Source organism: Roseateles asaccharophilus, from assembly GCF_031458115.1.
In the GTDB taxonomy this organism is placed as follows: Bacteria; Pseudomonadota; Gammaproteobacteria; order Burkholderiales; family Burkholderiaceae_C; genus Pelomonas; species Pelomonas asaccharophilus_A.
On record NZ_JAVDXV010000002.1, the window covers coordinates 321,452 to 342,281 of the forward strand.

At 68.5% G+C, this 20,830-nt stretch carries 22 protein-coding genes and 1 pseudogene; 7 read left to right on the forward strand and 16 right to left on the reverse strand.

Annotated elements, in window-relative coordinates:
• The first annotated feature begins 60 nt into the window (after nt 1-60).
• Nucleotides 61-984, forward strand: coding sequence for a LysR family transcriptional regulator (locus tag J2X21_RS05995; RefSeq protein ID WP_310326125.1), 924 nt, complete (start codon nt 61-63; stop codon nt 982-984).
• On the opposite strand, the gene J2X21_RS06000 is transcribed toward J2X21_RS05995, so the two are convergent.
• The 4 genes and pseudogenes from J2X21_RS06000 to J2X21_RS06015 form a co-directional block, all read right to left on the reverse strand.
• Complete coding sequence (locus J2X21_RS06000) at nt 981-1,733, reverse strand: MgtC/SapB family protein (protein ID WP_310326126.1); 753 nt, start codon at nt 1,731-1,733, stop codon at nt 981-983. The two genes, J2X21_RS05995 and J2X21_RS06000, sit on opposite strands and share 4 nt — an antisense overlap.
• 205 nt (nt 1,734-1,938) lie before the next feature.
• Complete coding sequence (locus J2X21_RS06005) at nt 1,939-2,358, reverse strand: PilZ domain-containing protein (protein WP_310326129.1); 420 nt, start codon at nt 2,356-2,358, stop codon at nt 1,939-1,941.
• 102 nt (nt 2,359-2,460) lie between these two features.
• On the reverse strand, nt 2,461-2,808 hold the full coding sequence (locus J2X21_RS06010; protein ID WP_310327216.1) for an FKBP-type peptidyl-prolyl cis-trans isomerase: 348 nt from the start codon (nt 2,806-2,808) through the stop codon (nt 2,461-2,463).
• 30 nt (nt 2,809-2,838) lie between these two features.
• A pseudogene (locus tag J2X21_RS06015) lies at nt 2,839-3,183 on the reverse strand (FKBP-type peptidyl-prolyl cis-trans isomerase); the annotation flags it as partial.
• Nucleotides 3,184-3,341: 158 nt separating this feature from the next.
• On the opposite strand from J2X21_RS06015, the gene J2X21_RS06020 reads away from it, so the two are divergent.
• On the forward strand, nt 3,342-4,397 hold the full coding sequence (locus tag J2X21_RS06020; protein ID WP_310326132.1) for a peptidase associated/transthyretin-like domain-containing protein: 1,056 nt from the start codon (nt 3,342-3,344) through the stop codon (nt 4,395-4,397).
• A 4-nt stretch (nt 4,398-4,401) separates the two neighbouring features.
• On the opposite strand, the gene gluQRS is transcribed toward J2X21_RS06020, so the two are convergent.
• Together gluQRS and J2X21_RS06030 are read right to left on the reverse strand one after the other, a co-directional pair.
• Entirely contained in the window at nt 4,402-5,256 is an 855-nt protein-coding gene (gene gluQRS, locus J2X21_RS06025; RefSeq protein WP_310326134.1) for a tRNA glutamyl-Q(34) synthetase GluQRS, read from the reverse strand.
• Entirely contained in the window at nt 5,253-6,221 is a 969-nt protein-coding gene (locus J2X21_RS06030; RefSeq protein WP_310326136.1) for a LysR family transcriptional regulator, read from the reverse strand. The genes gluQRS and J2X21_RS06030 overlap by 4 nt, the downstream gene beginning before the upstream one ends.
• Nucleotides 6,222-6,558: 337 nt before the next feature.
• Here J2X21_RS06030 and J2X21_RS06035 point away from each other — a divergent pair, with 337 nt between their 5' ends.
• Nucleotides 6,559-7,284: a pirin family protein gene (locus J2X21_RS06035; RefSeq protein ID WP_310326139.1), complete on the forward strand. Its 726-nt coding sequence runs from the start codon at nt 6,559-6,561 to the stop codon at nt 7,282-7,284.
• Nucleotides 7,285-7,320: 36 nt separating this feature from the next.
• Nucleotides 7,321-7,881, forward strand: a complete 561-nt coding sequence (locus tag J2X21_RS06040) for a flavodoxin family protein (protein ID WP_310326142.1) — start codon at nt 7,321-7,323, stop codon at nt 7,879-7,881.
• Nucleotides 7,882-7,887: 6 nt separating this feature from the next.
• Here J2X21_RS06040 and J2X21_RS06045 read toward each other — a convergent pair whose 3' ends face one another.
• The 4 genes from J2X21_RS06045 to J2X21_RS06060 all read right to left on the reverse strand — a co-directional run bounded on the left by J2X21_RS06045 (nt 7,888) and on the right by J2X21_RS06060 (nt 12,833).
• Nucleotides 7,888-9,069 carry a DUF1501 domain-containing protein gene (locus J2X21_RS06045; RefSeq protein ID WP_310326145.1) on the reverse strand — a complete coding sequence of 394 codons (1,182 nt, stop codon included), beginning with the start codon at nt 9,067-9,069 and terminating at the stop codon, nt 7,888-7,890.
• Between the two features lie 4 nt (nt 9,070-9,073).
• Nucleotides 9,074-10,591, reverse strand: a complete 1,518-nt coding sequence (locus tag J2X21_RS06050) for a DUF1800 domain-containing protein (protein WP_310326147.1) — start codon at nt 10,589-10,591, stop codon at nt 9,074-9,076.
• A gap of 223 nt (nt 10,592-10,814) precedes the next feature.
• Nucleotides 10,815-11,798: a sulfate ABC transporter substrate-binding protein gene (locus tag J2X21_RS06055; RefSeq protein WP_310326149.1), complete on the reverse strand. Its 984-nt coding sequence runs from the start codon at nt 11,796-11,798 to the stop codon at nt 10,815-10,817.
• Nucleotides 11,799-11,873: 75 nt separating this feature from the next.
• Nucleotides 11,874-12,833, reverse strand: coding sequence for a CysB family HTH-type transcriptional regulator (locus J2X21_RS06060; RefSeq protein ID WP_310326151.1), 960 nt, complete (start codon nt 12,831-12,833; stop codon nt 11,874-11,876).
• Between the two features lie 116 nt (nt 12,834-12,949).
• On the opposite strand from J2X21_RS06060, the gene J2X21_RS06065 reads away from it, so the two are divergent.
• Nucleotides 12,950-13,831, forward strand: a complete 882-nt coding sequence (locus J2X21_RS06065; RefSeq protein WP_310326153.1) for a dienelactone hydrolase family protein — start codon at nt 12,950-12,952, stop codon at nt 13,829-13,831.
• Between the two features lie 36 nt (nt 13,832-13,867).
• On the opposite strand, the gene J2X21_RS06070 is transcribed toward J2X21_RS06065, so the two are convergent.
• From J2X21_RS06070 to J2X21_RS06095, 6 genes are all read right to left on the reverse strand, one after another.
• Nucleotides 13,868-14,467 carry an RBBP9/YdeN family alpha/beta hydrolase gene (locus tag J2X21_RS06070; RefSeq protein WP_310326155.1) on the reverse strand — a complete coding sequence of 200 codons (600 nt, stop codon included), beginning with the start codon at nt 14,465-14,467 and terminating at the stop codon, nt 13,868-13,870.
• Between the two features lie 10 nt (nt 14,468-14,477).
• On the reverse strand, nt 14,478-14,696 hold the full coding sequence (locus J2X21_RS06075; RefSeq protein WP_310326158.1) for a TOBE domain-containing protein: 219 nt from the start codon (nt 14,694-14,696) through the stop codon (nt 14,478-14,480).
• A gap of 199 nt (nt 14,697-14,895) precedes the next feature.
• A complete protein-coding gene (locus J2X21_RS06080) occupies nt 14,896-15,954 on the reverse strand; it encodes a sulfate/molybdate ABC transporter ATP-binding protein (RefSeq protein ID WP_310326160.1) in 1,059 nt (352 codons plus the stop codon).
• On the reverse strand, nt 15,954-16,835 hold the full coding sequence (gene cysW, locus J2X21_RS06085) for a sulfate ABC transporter permease subunit CysW (protein ID WP_310326162.1): 882 nt from the start codon (nt 16,833-16,835) through the stop codon (nt 15,954-15,956). Before cysW ends, J2X21_RS06080 begins: the two co-directional genes overlap by 1 nt.
• Entirely contained in the window at nt 16,832-17,698 is an 867-nt protein-coding gene (gene cysT, locus J2X21_RS06090) for a sulfate ABC transporter permease subunit CysT (protein WP_310326165.1), read from the reverse strand. Before cysT ends, cysW begins: the two co-directional genes overlap by 4 nt.
• A 165-nt stretch (nt 17,699-17,863) precedes the next feature.
• Entirely contained in the window at nt 17,864-18,874 is a 1,011-nt protein-coding gene (locus J2X21_RS06095; protein WP_310326167.1) for a sulfate ABC transporter substrate-binding protein, read from the reverse strand.
• A gap of 132 nt (nt 18,875-19,006) precedes the next feature.
• On the opposite strand from J2X21_RS06095, the gene J2X21_RS06100 reads away from it, so the two are divergent.
• Both J2X21_RS06100 and J2X21_RS06105 read left to right on the forward strand, forming a co-directional pair.
• Entirely contained in the window at nt 19,007-20,161 is a 1,155-nt protein-coding gene (locus J2X21_RS06100; protein WP_310326168.1) for a sensor histidine kinase, read from the forward strand.
• The gene (locus J2X21_RS06105; RefSeq protein WP_310326170.1) at nt 20,158-20,808 is read left to right on the forward strand and encodes a response regulator; all 651 of its coding nucleotides are present in this window, start codon (nt 20,158-20,160) and stop codon (nt 20,806-20,808) included. The genes J2X21_RS06100 and J2X21_RS06105 overlap by 4 nt, the downstream gene beginning before the upstream one ends.
• Nucleotides 20,809-20,830: the final 22 nt, after the last annotated feature.

Below are 20,830 nucleotides of genomic sequence, written 5' to 3' on the forward strand. Positions count from 1 at the left end.
TCGGCAAACGGGCACAATGAATCAAACGAAACGTTTTCGGGTTCATCAACAGTTCTGCTCATGCAAACGCCGCTCGAACTGCGCCATCTGCGCACGCTGCTCGCCTTGCGCGAGGCCGGCAACCTGTCGCGCGCGGCGCAGCTGTTGAACCTGACGCAGTCGGCGCTGTCGCACCAGCTCAAGGGCCTGGAGGAGCACTACGGCGCCGAGCTGTTCGCGCGCAAGAGCAACCCGCTGGTGTTCGGCGTCGTCGGCCAGCGGCTGTTGAAGCTGGCCGACGCGGTGCTGCCGCAGGTCGACGAAGCGGACCGCGACGTGCGCCGCCTGGTGGATGGTTCGGCCGGCCAGCTGCGCATTGCCGTGGAATGCCACACCTGCTTCGACTGGCTGATGCCGGCCATGGACGCGTTCCGCGAGCGCTGGCCGGAGGTGGAGCTGGACATCGTCTCCGGCTTCCAGGCTGACCCGGTGGGCCTGCTGCACCAGGACCGCGCCGAGCTGGCCATCGTGTCGGACGTGGACGCCGACGAGACCGGCGTCGTCGTGCACCCGCTGTTCAGCTTCGAGATCGTCGCGCTGCTGCCCAAGGGTCATGTCTTGCTGGCCAAGCCCTGGCTGGAGGCGGCCGACTTTGCGGACAGCACGCTCATCACCTACCCGGTACCCGACGAGATGCTGGACCTCGTGCGCCGCGTGCTGCAGCCTGCCGGCATCACGCCGCCGCGCCGCACCAGCGAGCTGACGGTTGCGATGCTGCAACTGGTGGCCAGCGGGCGCGGCATCGCGGCGCTGCCGCTGTGGGCGGTGGAGAACTACCTGGCGCGCGGCTACGTAGCGCGGCAGCGCATCACGGAGCAGGGGCTGACCGGCAGGCTTTACGCCGTCAGCACGCCGGCGCTTGCCGCCAAGCCCTTCCTGGCCGACTTCGTGCGGCTGATGCGCGAGACCTCGCTGCTGAACCTTGCCGGCGTGAGTCTTCTCTAGTTGCGAGCATGGGTCACGCGGTAACCCGCGACACCCGGCAGTTCATGCAGCCGGCCGGTGAAGCGGCACAAGGTCTGACCCTTGAAGTTCTGCTTGGCCGTGCACACGAAGCGCCACTCCTCGTGGTCGCCTTGCTTCTCGATGCTCAAGGAACCGGGCGCGAAGCGGTAGCCCAGTCCATCGGCGAACGCGGCCAGCTCGGCCTGAGAGAAGCGCCGCCCCGATTCGCCGCGCAGCGTTACGGCGATGGCGGGGTGCGAGGGCAGCTGGTTCTCCAGCTTGGCGCCCCACATCATCAGCGTGGCGCACAGCAGCGTCAGCGCGATGGCTGCGAAATAGAAGCCCATGCCCAGCACGATGCCGATGGCCGAGGCCGACCACAGCGAGGCGGCCGTCGTCAGGCCCGAGATGTTCATGCCCTCGCGCATGATGACGCCGGCGCACAGGAAGCCGATGCCGGTGACCACGCCCTGGATGACCCGCGTCGGGTCGGTGAACTGGGGCAGCGCGCCGCCGGCCACATGGCCACCGAACCACTGCTCGGGGTAGCCCACCAGGATGGTCACGCCGCAGGCCGCCATGCAGACCAGCGCATAGGTGCGCATGCCCGCCGCGCGGCCGTGGTAGGCACGCTCGTAGCCCAGCAGCAGCCCCAGCACCATGGCGCCCAGCAGATGCATCAGCATCAGCACGTTGGCGGCCCATTGGGCGTCGGTCCAGTAGCGCTGCAGTTGTTCGAGTTCGAGCATGGCCGCCCTCGTTGGCGTGGGATGACCCCACGCTACCCGAGAGCGGTGCGCCCCGCCAGAGGGCCGTCGTGCATTGGCGGGCCGAGCGCCGGGCCGCTCCCAAGCCGGCCCGTTCTGGGGATGTGTTTGCGGCTCAATGCCGCAAACATCGCCGTCCCCTCGGGGGACCGCCCAAGGTACGCCTTGGGCGAGGGGCTCAACGTTCTCAGGCCAGCGCGGTCATGCGCTCGACGAGCACGCAGCGCACCCACTGGCGCGCGGTGATCTGCGCGGTCTGGGTGCGCAGGAACTCCTCGGCCTGCGAGTTGGACGATTCGAACTCGAAGCCGCACAGCTGCACGATGCGGCTCAGCGGCCGTGTCCAGACGCGGCGCACGGCGGCGCTGAACAGCGGCACGCCTTCGTCCTCGCCCAGCAGCAGGCGCAGCTCGTAGTGGTTGGCGTCCAGCACCGGTTCGGCGGCGCACAGGATCTGCAGGCCGTCCTCGCTGAGGTTGACGACCACGCCGCCATGCGCGTCGCTCAGGCCCTCGGGCTTGATGACCCACACCGGCAACTGCTCATGCTCGGAGGGCACGAGGAAGAACTCGACACGAGGGGAGCGGCGCTGGTCAATCGTCGTCATGGTGTGATCCGGGTTCCGTCAGGGAGCGGATCACAGCATGGGCGAATGACAGGCGCTTGTCAGCCTCGCGCCGTCGCCTGAAACGGCTTCGGGTCAGCCTGATCAGACGGCCAGCAATTCCACTTCGAACAGCAGTGTCGCGTTCGGCGGAATGACGCCGCCGGCACCGTAGGCGCCATAGCCCAGCTCGGGCGGCAGCACCAGCATGCGCGTGCCGCCGATCTTCATGCCTTGCACGCCCTCGTCCCAGCCGGCGATGACCTCGCCGCCGCCCAGACGGAACTTGAACGGCTGGCCGCGGTCCTTGCTGGAGTCGAACTTCTTGCCGCGCATGCCGTCCTTGTAGAGCCAGCCGGTGTAGTGCACGGTCACGCGCTGGCCCTTCTCGGCCACGGCGCCTTCACCCACCACGCGGTCTTCGTACTGCAGGCCGCTGGAGGCGGTGTGCAGGTTCAGCTCCACCGGCTCGGGGCCGCCGGCCACGCCCAGCAGTTCCACTTCAAAGCACAGCGTCGCGTTGGGCGGGATCACGCCGCCGGCGCCGCGCGCGCCATAGCCCAGCTCGGCCGGGATGATCAGCGTGCGCTTGCCGCCGATCTTCATGCCTTGCACGCCTTCGTCCCAGCCGCGGATGACCATGCCGGCGCCCAGCTCGAACTCGAACGGGTCGTTGCGGTCCTTGCTGGAGTCGAACTTGCTCGTCTTGGCGCCGTCCACCCACAGCCAGCCGGTGTAGTGCACGGTCACGTCCTGGCCGGCCGCCGCCGTCTTGCCGTCGCCGACGGTGGTGTCATCAAACTGCAGGCCGCTGGGCGTGGTGTTCATGGGGAAATCCTTCGTGTTGGGGAATCGGCCGATTGTCGCCGCAGCGACAGACCTACCCCTTCGGGCAGCCGGGTGATGCGCGCGGCGCTGGCATAGTGGCTGCCGCCTTGTCACCCCACGGAGTTGCCATGCCGAAGCCCATCACCGCAGCGGTCCTCATGCGAATGCTCGCCGGCCTGCTGGTAGGCGGGCTGGCACTGCCGGCCGGCAGCGAAGAGAACAAGCTGGTGACGCGCTCGTCGCTGGGCGCCTGGATGCTGCGCGAGGACGCCGCCAACCCGCGCTTGAACTGCGCCGTGCGCTTCATCCCGGCCCGGGCCCGGCTGCCGGGGCTGGCCATCTTCGGCCCCACCGCCGGCAACCCGAGCTCCACCATCCTGTTCAGCAGCGAGGGCATTCCCTGGTCGCATGCCACGCAGGACGTGCAGGTGGAGTTGCAGCAGCGCAGCCTGCCGGCCGTGCGCATGAAGGCCAAGCTGCTGGCGCGCGAGAAGGGCGCGCCGGAGGGCAACCTGGTCATCGGCACGGGCGACATCCGGCAGACGCTGCAGTCCATGCGCGACAGCGAAAGCGACCTGCAGCTGAAGCTGAACGGCGCCACCGTCGTCGCGATGGACTACGACGGGCTGGAGCTGGCGCGTGACGCGATGCTGGACTGCGTGGCCGGCAAGTCCTTTGCCGGCCGCACGCTGAAGGAGGCGACCGCGGAGCTGCGGCCAGTGGGCACGTCCACCATCAAGGGCCAAGCCTTCGTCAAGCTCGCCGTGCTGGCGCGCAAGCAGTACCCGCCCAAGGGCAGCCCGGCCATCGGCCTGATCTGGATGACCGACGAGTTCAAGGCCTGGTACGAGCATGTGAAGGCGACGAAGAAGATGCCGGGGCAGATCCCCGAGAGCATCGCCAAGCATTTCATGTCGAGCAAGATCCTGGACGACGAGGGCCGCTTCGCGTTCACCAACCTGCCAGCCGGCGAGTACATCGTCGTGGCCAATTTCTCGTACGAGAAGACCATCACGCGCCAGGAGTACGTGGGCACCACACACACCTTCGTCGGCAACGCCCACATCGGGTCTTCCGATCGCTACATGCCCTTCAGCTATCTGGTGAAGGAGGCGGCGGCGTTCGAGAAGCCGGTGCGCATCGCGACCGATGGCGATACCGTCGAGCTGTCCATGGACAAGTCGCAGCTGTTCTGCTTCCTCGTCTGCTTCTGAGCGGTCAGGGCCGGGCGGAGCGCCATTGCGCGATGGCGGCGGCCAGCACGTCGCCGGCGCTGCCGGACGGTGGCACCAGCCCCAGCGCCACGCTGGCTTCGCGCAGCCGCGCCGGCGGGTCGCCCACATCAATGGCTGCCGCCCCGTTCTGCTTGGACAGCTTGTGCCCGTCCGCCGCCAGCACCAGCGGCGTGTGCAGGTAGCGCGGCGTCGGCAGGTGCAACGCCCGCTGCAGCGCGATCTGGCGCGGCGTGTTGTCGGCCAGGTCTTCGCCGCGCACGACGTCGGTGATGCCTTGCTCGGCGTCGTCGACGACGACCGCCAGCTGGTAGGCCCACAGGCCGTCGGCACGCTTCAGGACGAAGTCGCCGACCTCCGTTTCCAGGTCCTGCGTCTGAGCGCCGAGGCGACGGTCGTGCCAGTCCACGCGGCCGTCCACGCGGAAGCGCCAGGCGCGGACGGGCCGGCCCTGGGTGCCATGGCGGCAGGTGCCGGGGTAGACCAGTTCGCCATGCTTGGCGCGGGGGCCGGCGGCGGCCGCGATCTCGGCGCGGGTGCAGGCGCAGCCGTAGGCATGGCCCGGCGCGATGAGGCGGTCCAGCGCGGCCTGGTACCGGTCGCCGCGGCGCGATTGCCAGACGGGCGCTTCGTCCGCGTGCAAGCCCAGCGCGCTCAACTGACCCAGGATGATCTCGGCCGTGCCGGGCGGGCAGCGCGGGCCGTCCACGTCCTCGATGCGCACCAGCCACTGGCCGCCGTGAGCGCGGGCGTCCAGCCAGCTGGCCAGCGCGGCCACCAGCGAGCCGTCGTGCAGCGGGCCGGTGGGGGAGGGCGCGAATCGACCTCGATAGGTGCTCAAAGCAGCAAGCCCTCGTGCTGCTCCAGCAGCGCCTTGCGCGTGGCCTCGCTGCGCAGCTTGTCCAGCCACCAGGCCAGCGCCTTGCCGGGGGCATGGCCGGTGTCGCGCCAGGCGTAGTGCATCAGGCCCGTGCGCCGGCCTTCGTAGGTGGCCTTGCGCACCAGCCGGCCGGCTTCCACGTGCCGGCGCACCATGGGCGTGGGCAGCGAGCCGCAGCCCAGGCCGCGCAACATGGCCTCCAGCTTGGTGGCCAGCGACGGCACGGTCAGCACATCCTGCCCCGGCAGCAGGCCCACGGTCAGCGGCGCCATCAGCCGGGCGCTGTCGGCCACGGCAATGATGCGGTGCTCGGCGATCTGGCTGGCGGAAAGCGGCTCGGGCAACGAGGCCAGTGGGTGGTGCGGCGCCACGCAGAAGGCGAACTCCAGCTCGCCGGCCGACTCGCACAGCACGTTGCTGGTCTGCAGTTGCGCCGGCACGCCGATTGCCACGTCGGCCTGGCCATGCAGCAAGGCTTCCCACGTGCCGGCCAGCACCTCCACGCGCAGCTTCAGCCGCGTGGGCGGCGGGCCGCCGCCTTCTATGGTCTCGGCGTAGAAGGCATCCATCAGGTCGAACAGCGCGCGGCGCGCGACGGCGTCGTCCACAGCCAGCGTCAGCTCGCTCTCCCAGCCGGTGGCGATGCGGCGCACGCGGTTGGCCACGGCGTCCAGCTCCTGCAGCAGCCGCCGGCCCTCCATCAGCAGTTCCTGGCCGGCGGCAGTCAGCACGGCTTGGCGGGAGCTGCGGTCGAACAGCAGCACGTCCAGCGCGTCTTCCAGCTGGCGCACGGAGTAGGTCAGCGCCGACGGCACCCGGCCCATCTCGCGGGCGGCGGCCGCAAAGCTGCCGGTGCGGGCGATGGTGTCCATCATGGACAGGGCTTCGGGGGTCAGCGCGCGGCGCTTGTCTTGGGGGGCGGACATCCTAGATACGACGGTTGGGCGCGCCCGAGTGGGCTGCGATGGGGTGCGCTGGCAAGGCGCGACGACGCAGCGGGCTCGCGCCCGCAAGGAGGATCAACGCAGCCAGCGCATGCCAGCGCGGCGCAATCGGGTGTGCAGCGTTGCAGGCCGAAGCTAAGTGGGTGTCGTGGAGCGGGTGGGTGGATGGGGCCATCTGGTGCAAGCGCTGGAGCGGTCAACCGTCGTATCTAGGATCTGTTCAGTCTATTTGAATGATGTCCTCGAAGCGCCTTGTCGATGGGCAAGGACCCGGCTCCTACATTGACTCCATCGCAAGCCAACAAGCAAGGAGTTCCAGATGACCACCCAACTGATCAAGTCCAGTGACCGCGGCTATGCAGACCACGGCTGGCTGAAGTCCTTCCACAGCTTCTCGTTCGCCGACTACTACGACCCGGCCCGCATGGGTTTTGGAGCGCTGCGCGTCATCAACGAGGACAAGATCGCCCCGGGCACCGGCTTCGGCACGCACGGCCACCGCGACATGGAGATCATCAGCTACGTGCTGTCGGGCGAGCTGGCGCACAAGGACAGCATGGGCAACGGCGAGAAGGGCGGCGCCAACTCGGGCGTCATCCGGCCGGGCGACGTGCAGCGCATGAGCGCGGGCACCGGCGTCATGCACAGCGAGTTCAACAACGCCAAGGACCAGACGACGCACTTCCTGCAGATCTGGATCATGCCGGACCACCGCGGCATCGCCCCGAGCTATGAGCAGAAGCACTTCGACACCGATTCCAAGCGCGGCAAGCTGCGCCTGGTGGCGGCCAACGATGGGGCCGACGGCGCGGTGACTATCCATGCGGATGCCCGCCTGTATGCCGGGCTTTTCAATGGCGCGGAAGCCGCTGAGGTGGATCTTGCCCCTGGTCGTCTGGGGTATGTGCACGTGGTGCGTGGTTCGCTTAACGTCAACGGTCAAGACCTGACGGCGGGTGATGCCTTGCAAGTTAGTGAAGCATCGCGGCTGGCGCTGACAGCGGGCAAGGACGCCGAGGTTCTCGTGTTCGACCTCGCGGCCTGATTGAATCTCTTCAACTTAAACGAAGGAAAGACCACCATGAGCAAGATCGTCGTTCTGTACCACTCCGGCTACGGCCACACGAAGAAGGTCGCCGAGGCCGTGGCCGGCACGGCCGGCGCGCAGCTGATCGCCATCGACGCCGAGGGCAACATCACCGAGGCCGACTGGGCCACGCTGGCCGCGGCCGACGGCATCATCTTCGGCACGCCCACCTACATGGGCGGCCCGAGCTGGCAGTTCAAAAAGGTGGCCGACGCCAGCAGCAAGCCCTGGTACGCCCAGGTCTGGAAGGACAAGATCGCCGCCGGCTTCACGAACTCGGCCACGCTGAACGGCGACAAGGGCGGCACCATCCAGTACCTGCATGCGCTGAGCCAGCAGCACAGCATGATCTGGGTGGGCATGGGCCTGAAGGCGCCCAACCACAAGGCCGCCACGCGCGACGACATCAACAACCTGGGCGGCTACGCGGGCCTCATCACGCAGACGCCCAGCGACGCCTCGGCCGAGGAGATGGTGCCGGGCGACATCGCCACGGCCAAGCATTTCGGCGAGCGCGTGAAGGCGGTCGTCGACCGTTGGGTCAAGTCCGCGTAAGGCAGGTCAAACCAGACCGATGTCGCGCGGGCTCGCGCCAGGGAAAACCTGCGCCAGCTGCGCGTCGTTCAGGCCGTACATGCGGCCCAGCAGCCCGCCCAGCACTGCCCGGTACTCGTTGAGCACCGGGTAGTCGCGGTTCTGGTGCAGCGTCGCGGCCTTGATCTGTTGCTGTTCGCCGGCGATGCGCCCGCCCTTCACGCCGCCGCCCAGCACCCAGTAGGCGCTGCCGTGGCCGTGGTCGGTGCCGCGGTTGCCGTTCTCGCGGAAGGTGCGGCCGAACTCGCTGACCACGACGACGACGGTGTTGCTCCACTGCGGCCCCATCTCGTCGGCGAACAAGGCCAGGCCCTTGCCCAGCTCGCCCAGCCGGTTGGCCAGCTGACCGGTGGCGCCGCCCTGGCCCACGTGGGTGTCCCAGCCGCCCACATCGATGAAGCCCAGCGTCACGCGCTCGCGCATCAGCCGCGCGACGCGGCGCGCCTCCAGCGCGAAGCCCTTGGCCGCGATGGCGCCACGGCTGGCGGCTTCCATCTCGGCGGCCTTGTCACCGGCCATCTCGCGGCCGACCTCTTCACGCACCTCGAAGCCGCCACTGACCGCGCCGGCTAAGCGCGTGCCGGCGTACATGCCGGCGATGACCTCGGCCTGCGCGGGGGTGATGCCTGGCTTGTTCACATCGCGCAGCGCCTGGTTGGCGACCGGGCGCTCGCCGCGCAGGATCAACGGCACCTGGTCCGTGAAGGCCATGGCTTCCAGCCGCGAGCTGCTGCCCAGCACCGTGGCGAGCCGGTTCATGAAGCCGCTGCGGAAGTCGCGGCTGCCTTGCTCGGGCTGGCCCAGCTCGATGTGGTCCTGCGTCTCGAAGTGGCTACGCGACAGGTCGTGGCTGCCGGCAAACGGCACGAACGCGGCCTGGCCCTTGTTCCACAGCGGGTGCACGCTGTCGGCCAGCGCCGGCGCCAGGCCCCAGTCGGTGTCCAGCGGCAGCGCGGCGGTCTTGGCGATGGCGATGTTGGGCCGGGCCTCGTAGTAGAAGCCGGACGACGTGGGCACCAGCAGGTTGGCGGCGTCGTAGCCGCCGCGCAGGAAGACGACCAGCAGGCGTGGCGCCTCGGGGGATGCGGCCCACAGCTGGGTGGGCAGCGCGGCGCCAAGGCCCAGTTGAACGAGGTGTCTGCGCTTCATCGGGTCACCTGTGCATCAGTTCGGGAGAGGCCAGCAGGTAGGCGTTCCATTCCTGCGGTGAGTTGGCCTGGGCCAGCGCCTGCTGTGTGGCTGTGGCCAGCCGCGGCGCGATGGCCTCGTAGTACAGCGGATGCGCCAGCTGCGGGAAGCCGGGTCGGTCCTTGGCCTCGCCCTCCGGCTTGAACAGCCCGGCGCTGCCGCTGCCGATGGCGCGCGCGATCTCGAAGCGCGTGGTCATCTGGCCGGGGCCGGCCCAGGCGTTTTCGTCCATCGGGTAGCCGTCGGGCGTCTGGCGGTTGTAGGGTGCCTGGCCCATGCGGTAGAGCCAGCCGATCATGGGGCCGGTGTTCAGCACCACGCGGTCGGCATAGGCCAGCCGCACGGCGGACACGACGTAGTGCGTCGGGTCCTTGAACTTGCGGCCCAGCGATGCGTCGAACTCGGGTGACTGCACCATTGCGCGCAGCACGTCGGCGATGCGGCCGTCGCTCTGCTGCCAGCGCTGCGCCATGCGTTCGACCAGCGCAGCCGGCGGCTCGTCGGCGACGAAGTACTGGGCCAGCTTGCGCGACACGTAGCGCGCCGTGCTCGGGTGGCGGGCCAGCAGGTCCAGCACCTGGTCCAGCTCGGCTTCGCCCTGGCCCTTGATGGTGATGCCCAGCAACTGCTTGTCGCCGAAGTCGTGCCGCACCGGGTTGAACTCCGTCAGACCCGCGCGGCGGTACTGGGCCTCGCGCTGCGGCGGCAGCTTGGGCTTGTTGTCCGTCAGGTTCACGCCCAGACCGGTCAGCACGCGAGCCAGCTCCTGCACATCCTTTTGGCTGTAGCCGCCGCCCACGCCCATCGTGTGCAGCTCCAGCAGTTCGCGGGCGTAGTTCTCGTTGATGCGGTTGGCGGCGTTCTGCTCGTTGTCGAGGTAGCGCAGCATGGCCGGATGGCGGGCCGTGTAGCCCAGCAACTCACGGAACGAGCCGAGCGAGCGTTCGCGCAGCCCCTGCTCGTAGTCGCCCACCATGACGCGCAGGTTGCTCTTGAACTGGTGGACGTTGAAGTGGTTGAACCAGAACCAGGTCAGCTGCTCCTGCACCTGGTTGGGCGAGTACAGCGCCTGCAGCAGCTGGCGGATGGAGGCCTCGCGGGCCAGTTTGGTCAGCGCCGCCTGGTACTGCTTCTGCGCTTCAGCCTTGGCCGCGTCGTCGGTCACCGCGTCGGCGGCCTTGCGCTGAGCCTCCATGCGTTGCACCAACGGCAGCAACTCGGTCTGGGCAACGGCGAGCGTTTGGATTTGCGCCTGCGCGGCGGCGGGCAGCGGGGGCGGGCCTTGCGGCGCGAGCTGGGCGTCCAGCCACGCAGCGCGGCCCTTCTGGCGCAGTACCGCGAGATCCTCGCTGCGCGCGCCCCAGGTGAGGCGGTCCAGCCACAGCGCATCCTGCGCGGCGGTGGTGGTGGCGGAAGGCGAGGGCGCCGTTGCGCAGCCGATCAGGCAGGACGCGAGCGCGAGGCTGAGCGCGAGGTGTTTCATGCGGGCGCCATGATGACGCCGCCCGGGGCCAGCTGTCGAGGCGCGCAACAAGACTTCACATCCCGCTGCGGCCGTCGTGCCTTGGCTCGGGCCGAGCGCCGGGCCGCTCCCAAGCCGGCCCGTCTGGCGATGTACGCGCGGCTCGATGCCGCGCGTGTCGCCGTCCCCTCGGGGGACCGGCTGGACTCGCCCGCGTTCAGCGGAGCGAGGTCGGACGAGGGGCTTACTTCACGTAGATCTTGTCGAAGACGCCGCCGTCGTCGAAGTGCGCCTTCTGCACTTTGCGCCAGTCGCCGAACAGCTCCTCGATGGTGAACAGCTTCACCGAGGCGAAGGTCTTGGCGTACTTGGCGGCGACCTTGGCGTCACGCGGACGGTAGTAGTTCTGCGCGGCCAGTTCCTGGCCCTCGGGGCCGTACAGGAACTCCAGGTAGGCCTGGGCCTGCTTGCGCGTGCCGCGCTTGTCGACGACCTTGTCGACCACGGTCACCGGCGGCTCGGCCAGGATGGACAGGCTGGGCGTGACGATCTCGAACTTCTCGGGGCCCAGTTCCTTCACGGCCAGGAAGGCCTCGTTCTCCCAGGCGATCAGCACGTCGCCGATGCCGCGCTCGACGAAGGTCGTCGTGGAGCCGCGCGCGCCGGAGTCCAGCACCTTCACGTTGGTGAAGATCTTCTTGACGAAGTCCTGCGCCGTGGCCGGCGTGCCGCCGTTCTTCAGGTTGTAGCCCCAGGCGGCCAGGTAGTTCCAGCGCGCGCCGCCGCTGGTCTTGGGGTTGGGCGTGATGACCTCGATGCCGGGCTTGACCAGGTCGTTCCAGTCCTTGATGCCCTTGGGGTTGCCCTTGCGCACGAGGAACACGATGGTGGACGTGTAGGGCGACGCGTTTTGCGGCAGGCGCTTCTGCCAGTCCAGCGGCAGCAGCTTGTGGTCGGCCACGGCATCGATGTCGTAGGCCAGTGCCAGCGTCAGCACGTCGGCTTCCAGGCCGTCGATGACCGAGCGGGCCTGCTTGCCGGAGCCGCCGTGCGAGGCCTTGATCGTGATGGTCTCGCCGGTCTTGGCCTTCCAGTGCGCGGCGAACGCCTTGTTGAAGTCCTGGTACAGCTCGCGCGTCGGGTCGTAGGACACGTTGAGCAGCGTGGTCTGGGCGAAGGCTGCACCGGCAGCCAGGGCGAGGGAGAGGGCGGTGATGATGCGGCGCATGGTTGTCAAGTTAGGGAGGAGACGGTCACTCTAGGGAGGAGGGTGTGTGGGGGCAAAGAAGAAGAAGGCGTTAGCTCATGCAGCCCAGGCCAGCGCCGGGCTGACGGCGTCCTGTGCCACCTCGTGGCGGGCCGCGTCGACCACCTCGCGCTTCAGCGGCGAGGCGAAGGTCTGGATGAACTCGTAGACGTAGTCGCGCAGATAGGCGCTGCGGCGCACGGCCAGTCGGGTCATGTTGTCCTCGAACAGATGGCGCGCATCGATGGAGCGCAGCAGGCGGTCGCGCTCCTCGTCGAACGCGATGGCCGCGACGATGCCCACGCCCAGGCCCAGCTCCACATAGGTCTTGATGACGTCGGCGTCCATCGCGCTGAGCACGATGTGGGGCTGCAGCTGCGCCGTGGCGAAGGCGGCGTCGATGTGCGAGCGGCCGGTGTAGCCGGGCTCGTACGTGATGATGGGGAATTGCGCCAGACGCGCCAGTGTCAGCGGGCCTTCCAGCAAGGGGTGGCCCGGCGGCACGACGACCGAGTGCGTCCAGCGGTAGCAGGGCAGCGCGATCAGCTCGGGATACTCGGCCAGCGCTTCGGTGGCGATGCCCACATCGGCCTCGCCATCCAGCAACAGCCTGGCGATCTGTTGCGGCGAGCCCTGCTGCAGATGCAGGCTGACGTCGGGGTGATGGGCGCGGAAGTCGCGCACGGCCGGCGGCAGTGCATAGCGCGCCTGGCTGTGCGTGGCGGCGATGCGCAGCCGGCCGCTGCCGGCCTGCGCGAAGTCGTCGGCCGCGCGCTTCAGGTTCTCGGCCTCCAGCAGCAGTCGCTCGATGACCGGCAGCACCTGCTCGCCCGGCTCGGTCAGGCCCGTGAGCCGCTTGCCGACGCGCACGAACAGCTCGATGCCCAGCTCTTCCTCGAGCTCGCGGATCTGGCGGCTGACGCCGGGCTGAGACGTGTGCAGCGCCTGCGCCACCTCGGTCAGGTTGAAGCCGCGGCGCTGGGCCTCGCGGACGGAACGAAGCTGCTGGAAGTTCATGCGGCGAATTCTGGAAAGCGCGCGCGCATCTGTCGTCGAACGAATCGCGATATCGATATTCAGTTCTCGCAGGTTGAAGGCACTACAGTTGCCGGCGCCGAATAAGGAGTGCAGCGATGACGAATCCGAACGACATCCCCGAACAGGCGTGGCCGCTGTTCGACCGCTACGTGCACGGCGACCTGAGCCGACGCGGGTTTCTGGATCAGGCGGCCAAGTTCACCGGTGGCCCCGCGGGTGCCGCGGCATTGCTGGCCGCGCTGAGCCCCAACTTCGCTGCGGCCCAGCAGGTCAAACCCGACGATGCGCGCCTGGTCACGCGCCGCCAGTCCTTCCCGTCGCCCGACGGCAACGGCCAGGTGCAGGGCTACCTGGCCAAGCCCGCCAGCGCAACCGGCAAGCTGCCCGCCGTGCTGGTGGTGCACGAGAACCGCGGACTGAACCCGCACATCGAGGACGTCACGCGCCGCGTCGCGCTGGCGGGCTATGTGGCCTATGCGCCCGATGCGCTGGCGCCGCTGGGCGGCTACCCCGGCACCGAAGACAAGGCGCGCGAGCTGTTCGGCAAGCTGGACCCGGCCAAGGCGCGCGCCGACATCGTGGCCGGCGCACGCGGGCTGCTGACGTTGGCGGACGGCAATGGCAAGCTGGGTGTCGTTGGCTTCTGCTGGGGCGGCGCGCTGTCCAGCCATGTCGCGACGCAGGTGCCCGAACTGGCCGTCGCCGTGCCCTTCTATGGAGGCGCCCCGGCCGCCGAGGATGTGCCGCGCATCAAGGCACGTCTGCTGATCCACTACGCCGCCAACGACGAGCGCGTGAACGCCAGCTGGCCCGGTTACGAGGCGGCGCTGAAGGCGGCGGGTGTGCGCTACGAGGCCCACATCTACCCGGGCACGCAGCACGGCTTCAACAACGACACGACGCCGCGCTACGACGCGGCGGCGGCTACGTTGGCCTGGGACCGAACACTGGCTGCCTTCAAGTCAGCGTTGGGATGACGTCAAAAGGGCCGCTCCAAGCGGCCCTTCTGTGATTCACACGGCGAAAGCCCATTCGCGGAACTCCGCGTGCCGGGGTCTCTGCTCTGCGGCGTGCCGGGCACGTGCAGCCTCGACCCAGCTCTTGGCCGCTGGCAGCGGCCCGAAGCCCGCCTCGGCATTGATGTGGCCCACGGCGCCCAGGTTGCTGTAGCTGGCGCCCCAACGGTGGGCCCAACGCGCCGCGCTGGCGGCGCTCATCCACGGGTCGTTGCTGCTGGCCAGTAGCCGTGAGCGGCGCGACAGGCGATGGTGGGGCAGGGCTTCGGCGATGCCGAACTTGTCCGGCTCGGCGGGGGCAACGAACAGCGCTTCGCGGATGGGCGAGTCGGGCTGCTCGGCCAGGTGGCGGGCCAGCGCCAGGCAGCCGAAGCTGTGCGCCACGGCCAGCCACTCGCCCTGTCCGTCCGAGGTTGCGGCCACTTCGAGCGTGCGCTGGATGCGTTCCGCCCAGCGCTCCAACTGCGGCTTGCTCGGGTCTCGCTGCGTGACGCGTCGCGCGTCGCGGTACTGGCCTTGCAGCCAGGTCTGCCAATGCGCCGGACCGCTGTCGTGCAGGCCCGGGATGATGAGGACGCGAGGCGCGCTGTATGGCATGGTGGCCTCCCTACAGCGTCGCGATGGACACCTCGGTGGACTTGACCAGCGCGACCACCTCGCGGCCGACCTCCAGACCCAGATCCTTGACCGAACGGGTCGTGATGACGGAGGTGACGACGTCGCCGCTGCGGGTGACGACATCGACTTCGGAGACGACCGGGCCTTCGATGATTTCCTTGACGGTGCCGCGGAATTGGTTGCGCACGTTGATGGCGGTGATGCTCATGAGAACTCCTTGAATGAGGAGAGTTCAGTGTGAGCGGCGTTGCACAGCTAGGGAACGAATGAAAGCGCAGCTTGGCATGCGCAGCGCGAGGAAGGTTCTCGTCGGCCCGCTGTTCGTTGCGGTGTCATTGACTCGGTGCTGAGGTCGCCGGGACGGGCTCCCGGCAATGCATCGATGAGCAGCTCACTTCACAGAACACTCAAATCCCCGCGCCGGCTTCGAACAGGCTGAGTTTCGCCGCGCTAAGCTTCACCCGCTGCCCGCCTTGCAGCCGCAGCGCTTCGGCCTCTTCGCGCGTCAGCTCGGCTTCCAGCGGCTGCCCATCCGGCCCCACCAGCTCCACGCGAGCGCTCGCGCCGAACGACAGCACACGCTCCACGGTGGCAGACAACCCCGGCGCCGATTCGTCCGTGGCGATCTGCAGTTCATGCGGCCGCGCATACGCCTGCACTTCGCCGTCGCCATGCGAGCCCGCATGCGGCAGCTGATGCTCGCCGATGTGCAACACACCGCCGCGCGACTGGCCCACGAAGCGATTCACCGCGCCGAGGAAGCCGTAGACGAACGGCGTCGCCGGCCGCTCATAGACCTCCTGCGGCGTGCCGACCTGTTCCACGCGGCCGTGGTCCATCAGCACGATGCGGTCGGCCACTTCCAGCGCTTCGTCCTGGTCGTGCGTGACGAAGATGCTGGTGATGTGCAGTTCGTCGTGCAGGCGGCGCAGCCAGCGGCGCAGTTCCTTGCGCACCTTGGCGTCCAGCGCTCCGAAGGGCTCGTCCAGCAGCAGCACGCGCGGCTCCACGGCCAGCGCTCGCGCCAACGCAATCCGCTGACGCTGGCCGCCCGACAGCTGCGGCGGGAAACGGTCGCCCAGCCAGTCCAGCTGCACGAGCTTCAGCAGTTCGGTGACGCGCTTCTTGATCTCGGCTTCGGGCAGCCGCTGCTTGCGCGGCTTCACGCGCAGGCCGAACGCGACGTTGTCGAACACCGTCATGTGGCGGAACAGCGCGTAGTGCTGGAACACGAAGCCGACTTGGCGTTCGCGCACATGCGTGTCGGAAGCGTCCTGGCCGTCCAGCAGCACGCGGCCGCTGTCGGCTTGCTCGAGGCCCGCGATGATGCGCAGCAGCGTGGTCTTGCCGCAGCCCGACGGGCCCAGCAGCGCGACGAGTTCGCCGCGGGGAAAGTCCAGCGACACATCGCCCAGGGCGGTGAAGTTGCCGAAGCTTTTGTGGATGTTTTGAACTTGGATGCCCATCACGCTTCCTTGCTCGACTGGCTCGCGCGCCACTCGATGAATTGCTTGATCACCAGCGTCACCAGCGCGAGCAGCGCCAGCAGCGAGGCCACGGCGAAGGCGGCGGCGAACTGGTATTCGTTGTAGAGGATCTCGACGTGCAGCGGCAGCGTGTTGGTCAGGCCGCGGATGTGGCCGGAGACGACCGACACCGCGCCGAACTCGCCCATCGCCCGCGCATTGCACAGGATGACGCCGTACAGCAGGCCCCACTTGATGTTGGGCAGCGTGACGCGGCGGAAGGTCTGCCAGCCGCTGGCGCCTAGCACCGTGGCGGCTTCCTCCTCGTCCTTGCCCTGGGCCTGCATCAGCGGGATCAGCTCGCGGGCGACGAACGGGAAGGTCACGAACACGGTGGCGAGCACGATGCCGGGCACGGCGAAGATGATCTTGATGTCGTTGGCCTGCAGCCACGGGCCGAACCAGCCGTTGGCGCCGAACACCAGCACATACATCAGGCCCGCGACGACGGGCGACACCGAGAACGGCAGGTCGATCAGCGTGATGAGGATCTGCTTGCCGCGGAACTCGTGCTTGGCGATCAGCCAGGCCGCGCTGACGCCGAACACCAGGTTCAGCGGCACTGCGATGGCCGCGGCGATCAGCGTGAGCTTGATGGAGGACAGCGTCTCCGGGTCGGCCAGCGACGCGAAGTACAGCTCCCAGCCCTTGCGCAGCGCCTCGGTGAAGACGGCCACCAGCGGCAGGATCAGGAAGATCGCGAAGAAGCCCAGGCCCAGCGCCAGCAGCGTGTAGCGCACCCACGGCGCCTCGCGCGTGGCGGGGTTGTCCTCGTACTTGGCGCGTGCGCGGAGTGGCGCTAGGTGCAATGCCGTACTCATCGGGCACCTCGCTTCGACGTCCAGGCCTGCAGGCCGTTGATGATCAGCAGCAGCACGAAGCTGACGATGAGCATGACGGCCGCGATCGCGGTGGCGCCGACGTAGTCGTACTGCTCCAGCTTGGAGATGATCATCAGCGGTGTGATCTCGCTGACCAGCGGAATGTTGCCGGCGATGAAGATCACCGAGCCGTACTCGCCGACGGCCCGCGCGAAGGCCAGCGCGAAGCCGGTCAGCAGCGCGGGCAGCAGAGTGGGCAGCACCACGTAACGGAAGGTCGTCCAGCGCTGGGCCCCCAAGGACGCGGCGGCTTCTTCCAGCTCGGTCTCCATGTCCTCCAGCACCGGCTGCACCGTGCGCACGATGAAGGGCAGGCCGATGAAGATCAGCGCCAGCAGCACGCCCAGCGGCGTGAAGGCAATCTTGGTGCCCTCGGGGCCGAACAGGAAGGCCAGCGCGCCGCCCGGTGCGAACAGCGAGCCCACCCAGCCGTTGGGCGCGTACAGCGCCGTCAGCGCAATGCCGGCCACGGCGGTGGGCAGCGCGAAGGGCAGGTCGATGAGCGCATCGACCAGCTTCTTGCCCGGGAACTCATAGCGCACGATGCACCAGGCCAGGATGAGGCCGAAGACCAGGTTGATGAAGGCGGCGATCAGCGAAGCGCCGAAGCTCAGCTTGTACGAAGCCATCACGCGCGGCGATGTGGCCGCGGCCCAGAAAGCCTCGAAGCCGTGGCCCGACGACTTCAGGAACACCGCGACCAGCGGGATCAGCACGATCAGCGACAGGTAGAACAGCGTGAAGCCCAGCGTCGGCGCGAAGCCGGGGAGCACGCGGCGTCTACCCAAAGATAAGGAGGCCATAGGTTGTTCTGATTTCTGTATTCGGGCAGAGCGCCGGGCCGCCCCAAGCCGGTCCGCGTGGGCGATGTGCGAGCGGGGCAAACCCCGCGAGCATCGCCGTCCCCTCGGGGCACCGACTGAGCGCGCCCGCGTTCAGCGCGGCGCGACCAGGCGAGGGGCTTCAGTTCATCGCTTGATCGAGGCCATGATCTGGTCAAACGTGCCCCCGTCCACGAAATGCGTCTTGCTGACCTTGGCCCAGCCGCCCAGCGTCTGCTCGACGGTGAACAGCTTGATGTTCGCGAAGCGCTGCTGGTGCTTCTTGAAGATGGCCGGGTCGCGCGGGCGGAAGTTGTTCTTCGCGATGATTTCCTGCGCCTCCGGGCTCCAGTGGAAGTCCAGATAGGCCTTGGCCAGCGCGGCGGTGCCCTTCTTGGCAGCGACCTTGTCGACCAGCGCCACGGGCGCCTCGGTCTCGATGGAGATGCTGGGGTTGACCTGCTCGAAGTTGCCCTTGCCGAATTCGTTCTCGATCAGCTCGACCTCGGCTTCAAAGGTCACCAGCACGTCGCCGATGCCGCGTTGCGTGAACGTGGTTGTCGCGCCGCGGCCGCCGCCGTCCAGCACCGGCACGTTGCTCAGGATCTTGGTGGCCAGGTCCTTGGCCTGCGCCTCGGTGCCGCCGTTGGCCAGCACGCTACCCCAGATGGCCAGGAAGCTGTAGCGGCCGTTGCCCGTCACCTTGGGGTTGGGGATGATGACCTGCACGCCGGGTCGGGCCAGGTCGGCCCAGTCCTTGATGCTCTTGGGGTTGCCCTTGCGCACCAGGAAGGTCATCGTCGACGAGTAGGGCGCCGCGTTGTTCGGGAAACGGCTGCGCCAGTCGGCCGGCGTCAGGCCGCTGGTGGCGAGCTGGTCCACGTCGGTGGCCTGGTTCATCGTCACCAAGTCGGCCTCCAGGCCGCCGATGACGGCGCCGATCTGCTTGCTGGAGCCGCCGTGGCTCTGGTTCACCGTCACGTTCACGCCCTTGGCCTTCTGCGCGGCCACGAACGCCGGATTGATCTGCTTGTACAGCTCGCGGGCCACGTCGTAGGAGACGTTCAGCAGCGTCGGGTCAGCGGCCAGGGCCGGCAGCGTGGTCACGGAGGCGATCAGCGCCAGGGCGGCGCGGCGGGTGGACAGGAAGGCAGACATGGGCGTGGCGTTTCGGTTTGTCACGGAAGCCGCGAGGGTGCCCCAAGTCGCTTATTCGCGGAACGACAGTTTGCTTATTTCCTTATTCGATATGCACCAAAGCGTGGCACGGGGCTTGCTGCCCTCATGAGCATGCCGTTTGCCCTGACCGACCCGCCGGCGGCTTCCGCCGAGGCCAACCGCCGCCTGACGCTGCTGCTGGAAAGCACCGGCGAGGGCGTGTTCGGCATCGACATGGACGGGCGATGCACCTTTGTGAACCGCGCCGCCTGCGATCAATTGGGCTGGCGCACCGAACAGGTGCTTGGGCGCAACATGCACGAGCTGATCCACCACTCGCGCGACACCGGCGCCCATTACGCCGAGTGCGACTGCCCGATCTTCAACGCCTTCCGGCGCGGCGAGCCCTGCCGCATCGACGACGAGGTGTTGTGGAGGGCCGATGGCAGCCCGTTCCCGGCCGAATACTCCAGCTACCCGGTCATCGAGGACGGCCAAGTGCAGGGCGCGGTCGTCACCTTTGTCGACATCTCCGAACGCCGCCAGGCCGAGGCGCTGCTGCGCGCCAGCCACGATGAGCTGGAGCAGCGCGTGGCCGAGCGCACCGCCGAGCTGCGCGAGCTGGCCCACCACCTGGAGGCCGTGCGCGAGACCGAGCGCAAGCGCATCGCGCGCGAGATCCACGATGAGCTGGGTTCGCTGCTGGTGGCGCTGAAGATGGATGTGGACTGGCTGACCCGCCGCGTCGGCGACCCGGCCCAGCGCGAACCCATGGTGGGCAAATGCCAACGCATGGGCGGCCTGGTGGACACGGCCGTGGACGCCGTGGGCCGCATCATCACCGACCTGCGCCCCAGCATCCTGGACCACCAGGGCCTGTGGGCCGCGCTGGAGTGGCAGGCGCAGGAGTTCCAGCTGGCCGGCAGCGACGAGCGCGAGGTGGACTTCAAGATGCACATCGCCGCCGATGTGGTGCCGCCGGAGGGCGGGCTGGCCATCGCGGTGTTCCGCATCCTGCAGGAGGTGCTGTCCAACGTGGCCCGGCATGCGCGGGCCAAGCACGTGGCCATCCGCATCGACGTGGACGCGCCGCCGTCGCCGGTGCTGTACCTGCAGGTGCGCGACGACGGCGTGGGCGCGGCGCCCGAGGCGCTGAGCGACGCGCGCAGCTATGGCGTGCTGGGCATGCGCGAGCGGGCGGCGCATTTCGGTGGGCGCATCGGCATCGAGAGCGTGCCGGGGCGGGGCACCACGGTGCGGCTGGTCATGCCGTTGGAATCCTCATGATCCGTGTACTGATCTGCGACGACCACCTCATCGTCCGCCAGGGCATCAAGCAGGTGCTGGCCGAGGCGGAGGACATCCGCACCGTGGGTGAAGCCGCGAGCGGGCCCGAGGCCCTCCAGCTCGCGCGGGCGATCCAACTGGACGTCGTGCTGCTGGACATCGCCATGCCGCAGCGCGACGGGCTGGACATCCTGAAGGCGTTGAAGAGCGAGTTCCCCCGGCTGCCGGTGCTGATGCTGTCCACCTACCCGGACCGCCAGTACGCCGTGCGCAGCCTGAAGCTGGGCGCCGCCGGCTACCTGAACAAGAGCGCGGACAGCGAGCAGATGATCGACGCCGTGCGCAGCGTGGCGCGCGGCAAGCTGTTCATCACGCCCAGCGTGGCCGAGCTGCTGGCCGGCGCGGTGGGCGCGGGCGGGCACAAGGCGGGCGACGACGAGCAGCCGCTGCAAGAGAAGCTGTCGCACCGCGAGCACCAGGTTTTCCAGCTGTTGGCCGCCGGCCGCAGCGTGGGCGAGATCGCCGAGCAGCTGGTGCTGTCGCCCAACACGGTCTCGACCTACCGCGCCCGGGTGCTGGAGAAGATAGGCGTGCGCAACGACGTGGAGCTGGCGCTGTTCGCGGTGCGCGCCGAGCAGGTGGGGTAGGAGCCCGACAGGCGCCTGGGCC

Bases quoted from the DNA above. Each gene is read 5' to 3' on its own strand.
- J2X21_RS06100 (WP_310326168.1), top strand. From the start codon at position 19,007: ATGCCGTTTGCCCTGACCGACCCGCCGGCGGCTTCCGCCGAGGCCAAC.
- J2X21_RS06050 (WP_310326147.1), bottom strand. From the start codon at position 10,591: ATGAAACACCTCGCGCTCAGCCTCGCGCTCGCGTCCTGCCTGATCGGC.
- J2X21_RS06055 (WP_310326149.1), bottom strand. From the start codon at position 11,798: ATGCGCCGCATCATCACCGCCCTCTCCCTCGCCCTGGCTGCCGGTGCA.
- J2X21_RS06060 (WP_310326151.1), bottom strand. From the start codon at position 12,833: ATGAACTTCCAGCAGCTTCGTTCCGTCCGCGAGGCCCAGCGCCGCGGC.
- cysW (WP_310326162.1), bottom strand. From the start codon at position 16,835: ATGAGTACGGCATTGCACCTAGCGCCACTCCGCGCACGCGCCAAGTAC.
- J2X21_RS06045 (WP_310326145.1), bottom strand. From the start codon at position 9,069: ATGAAGCGCAGACACCTCGTTCAACTGGGCCTTGGCGCCGCGCTGCCC.
- J2X21_RS06020 (WP_310326132.1), top strand. From the start codon at position 3,342: ATGCGAATGCTCGCCGGCCTGCTGGTAGGCGGGCTGGCACTGCCGGCC.
- J2X21_RS06030 (WP_310326136.1), bottom strand. From the start codon at position 6,221: ATGTCCGCCCCCCAAGACAAGCGCCGCGCGCTGACCCCCGAAGCCCTG.
- J2X21_RS06080 (WP_310326160.1), bottom strand. From the start codon at position 15,954: ATGGGCATCCAAGTTCAAAACATCCACAAAAGCTTCGGCAACTTCACC.
- J2X21_RS06040 (WP_310326142.1), top strand. From the start codon at position 7,321: ATGAGCAAGATCGTCGTTCTGTACCACTCCGGCTACGGCCACACGAAG.
- J2X21_RS06075 (WP_310326158.1), bottom strand. From the start codon at position 14,696: ATGAGCATCACCGCCATCAACGTGCGCAACCAATTCCGCGGCACCGTC.
- J2X21_RS06005 (WP_310326129.1), bottom strand. From the start codon at position 2,358: ATGACGACGATTGACCAGCGCCGCTCCCCTCGTGTCGAGTTCTTCCTC.
- cysT (WP_310326165.1), bottom strand. From the start codon at position 17,698: ATGGCCTCCTTATCTTTGGGTAGACGCCGCGTGCTCCCCGGCTTCGCG.
- J2X21_RS06070 (WP_310326155.1), bottom strand. From the start codon at position 14,467: ATGCCATACAGCGCGCCTCGCGTCCTCATCATCCCGGGCCTGCACGAC.
- J2X21_RS06035 (WP_310326139.1), top strand. From the start codon at position 6,559: ATGACCACCCAACTGATCAAGTCCAGTGACCGCGGCTATGCAGACCAC.
- J2X21_RS06065 (WP_310326153.1), top strand. From the start codon at position 12,950: ATGACGAATCCGAACGACATCCCCGAACAGGCGTGGCCGCTGTTCGAC.
- J2X21_RS05995 (WP_310326125.1), top strand. From the start codon at position 61: ATGCAAACGCCGCTCGAACTGCGCCATCTGCGCACGCTGCTCGCCTTG.
- J2X21_RS06095 (WP_310326167.1), bottom strand. From the start codon at position 18,874: ATGTCTGCCTTCCTGTCCACCCGCCGCGCCGCCCTGGCGCTGATCGCC.
- J2X21_RS06105 (WP_310326170.1), top strand. From the start codon at position 20,158: ATGATCCGTGTACTGATCTGCGACGACCACCTCATCGTCCGCCAGGGC.
- J2X21_RS06000 (WP_310326126.1), bottom strand. From the start codon at position 1,733: ATGCTCGAACTCGAACAACTGCAGCGCTACTGGACCGACGCCCAATGG.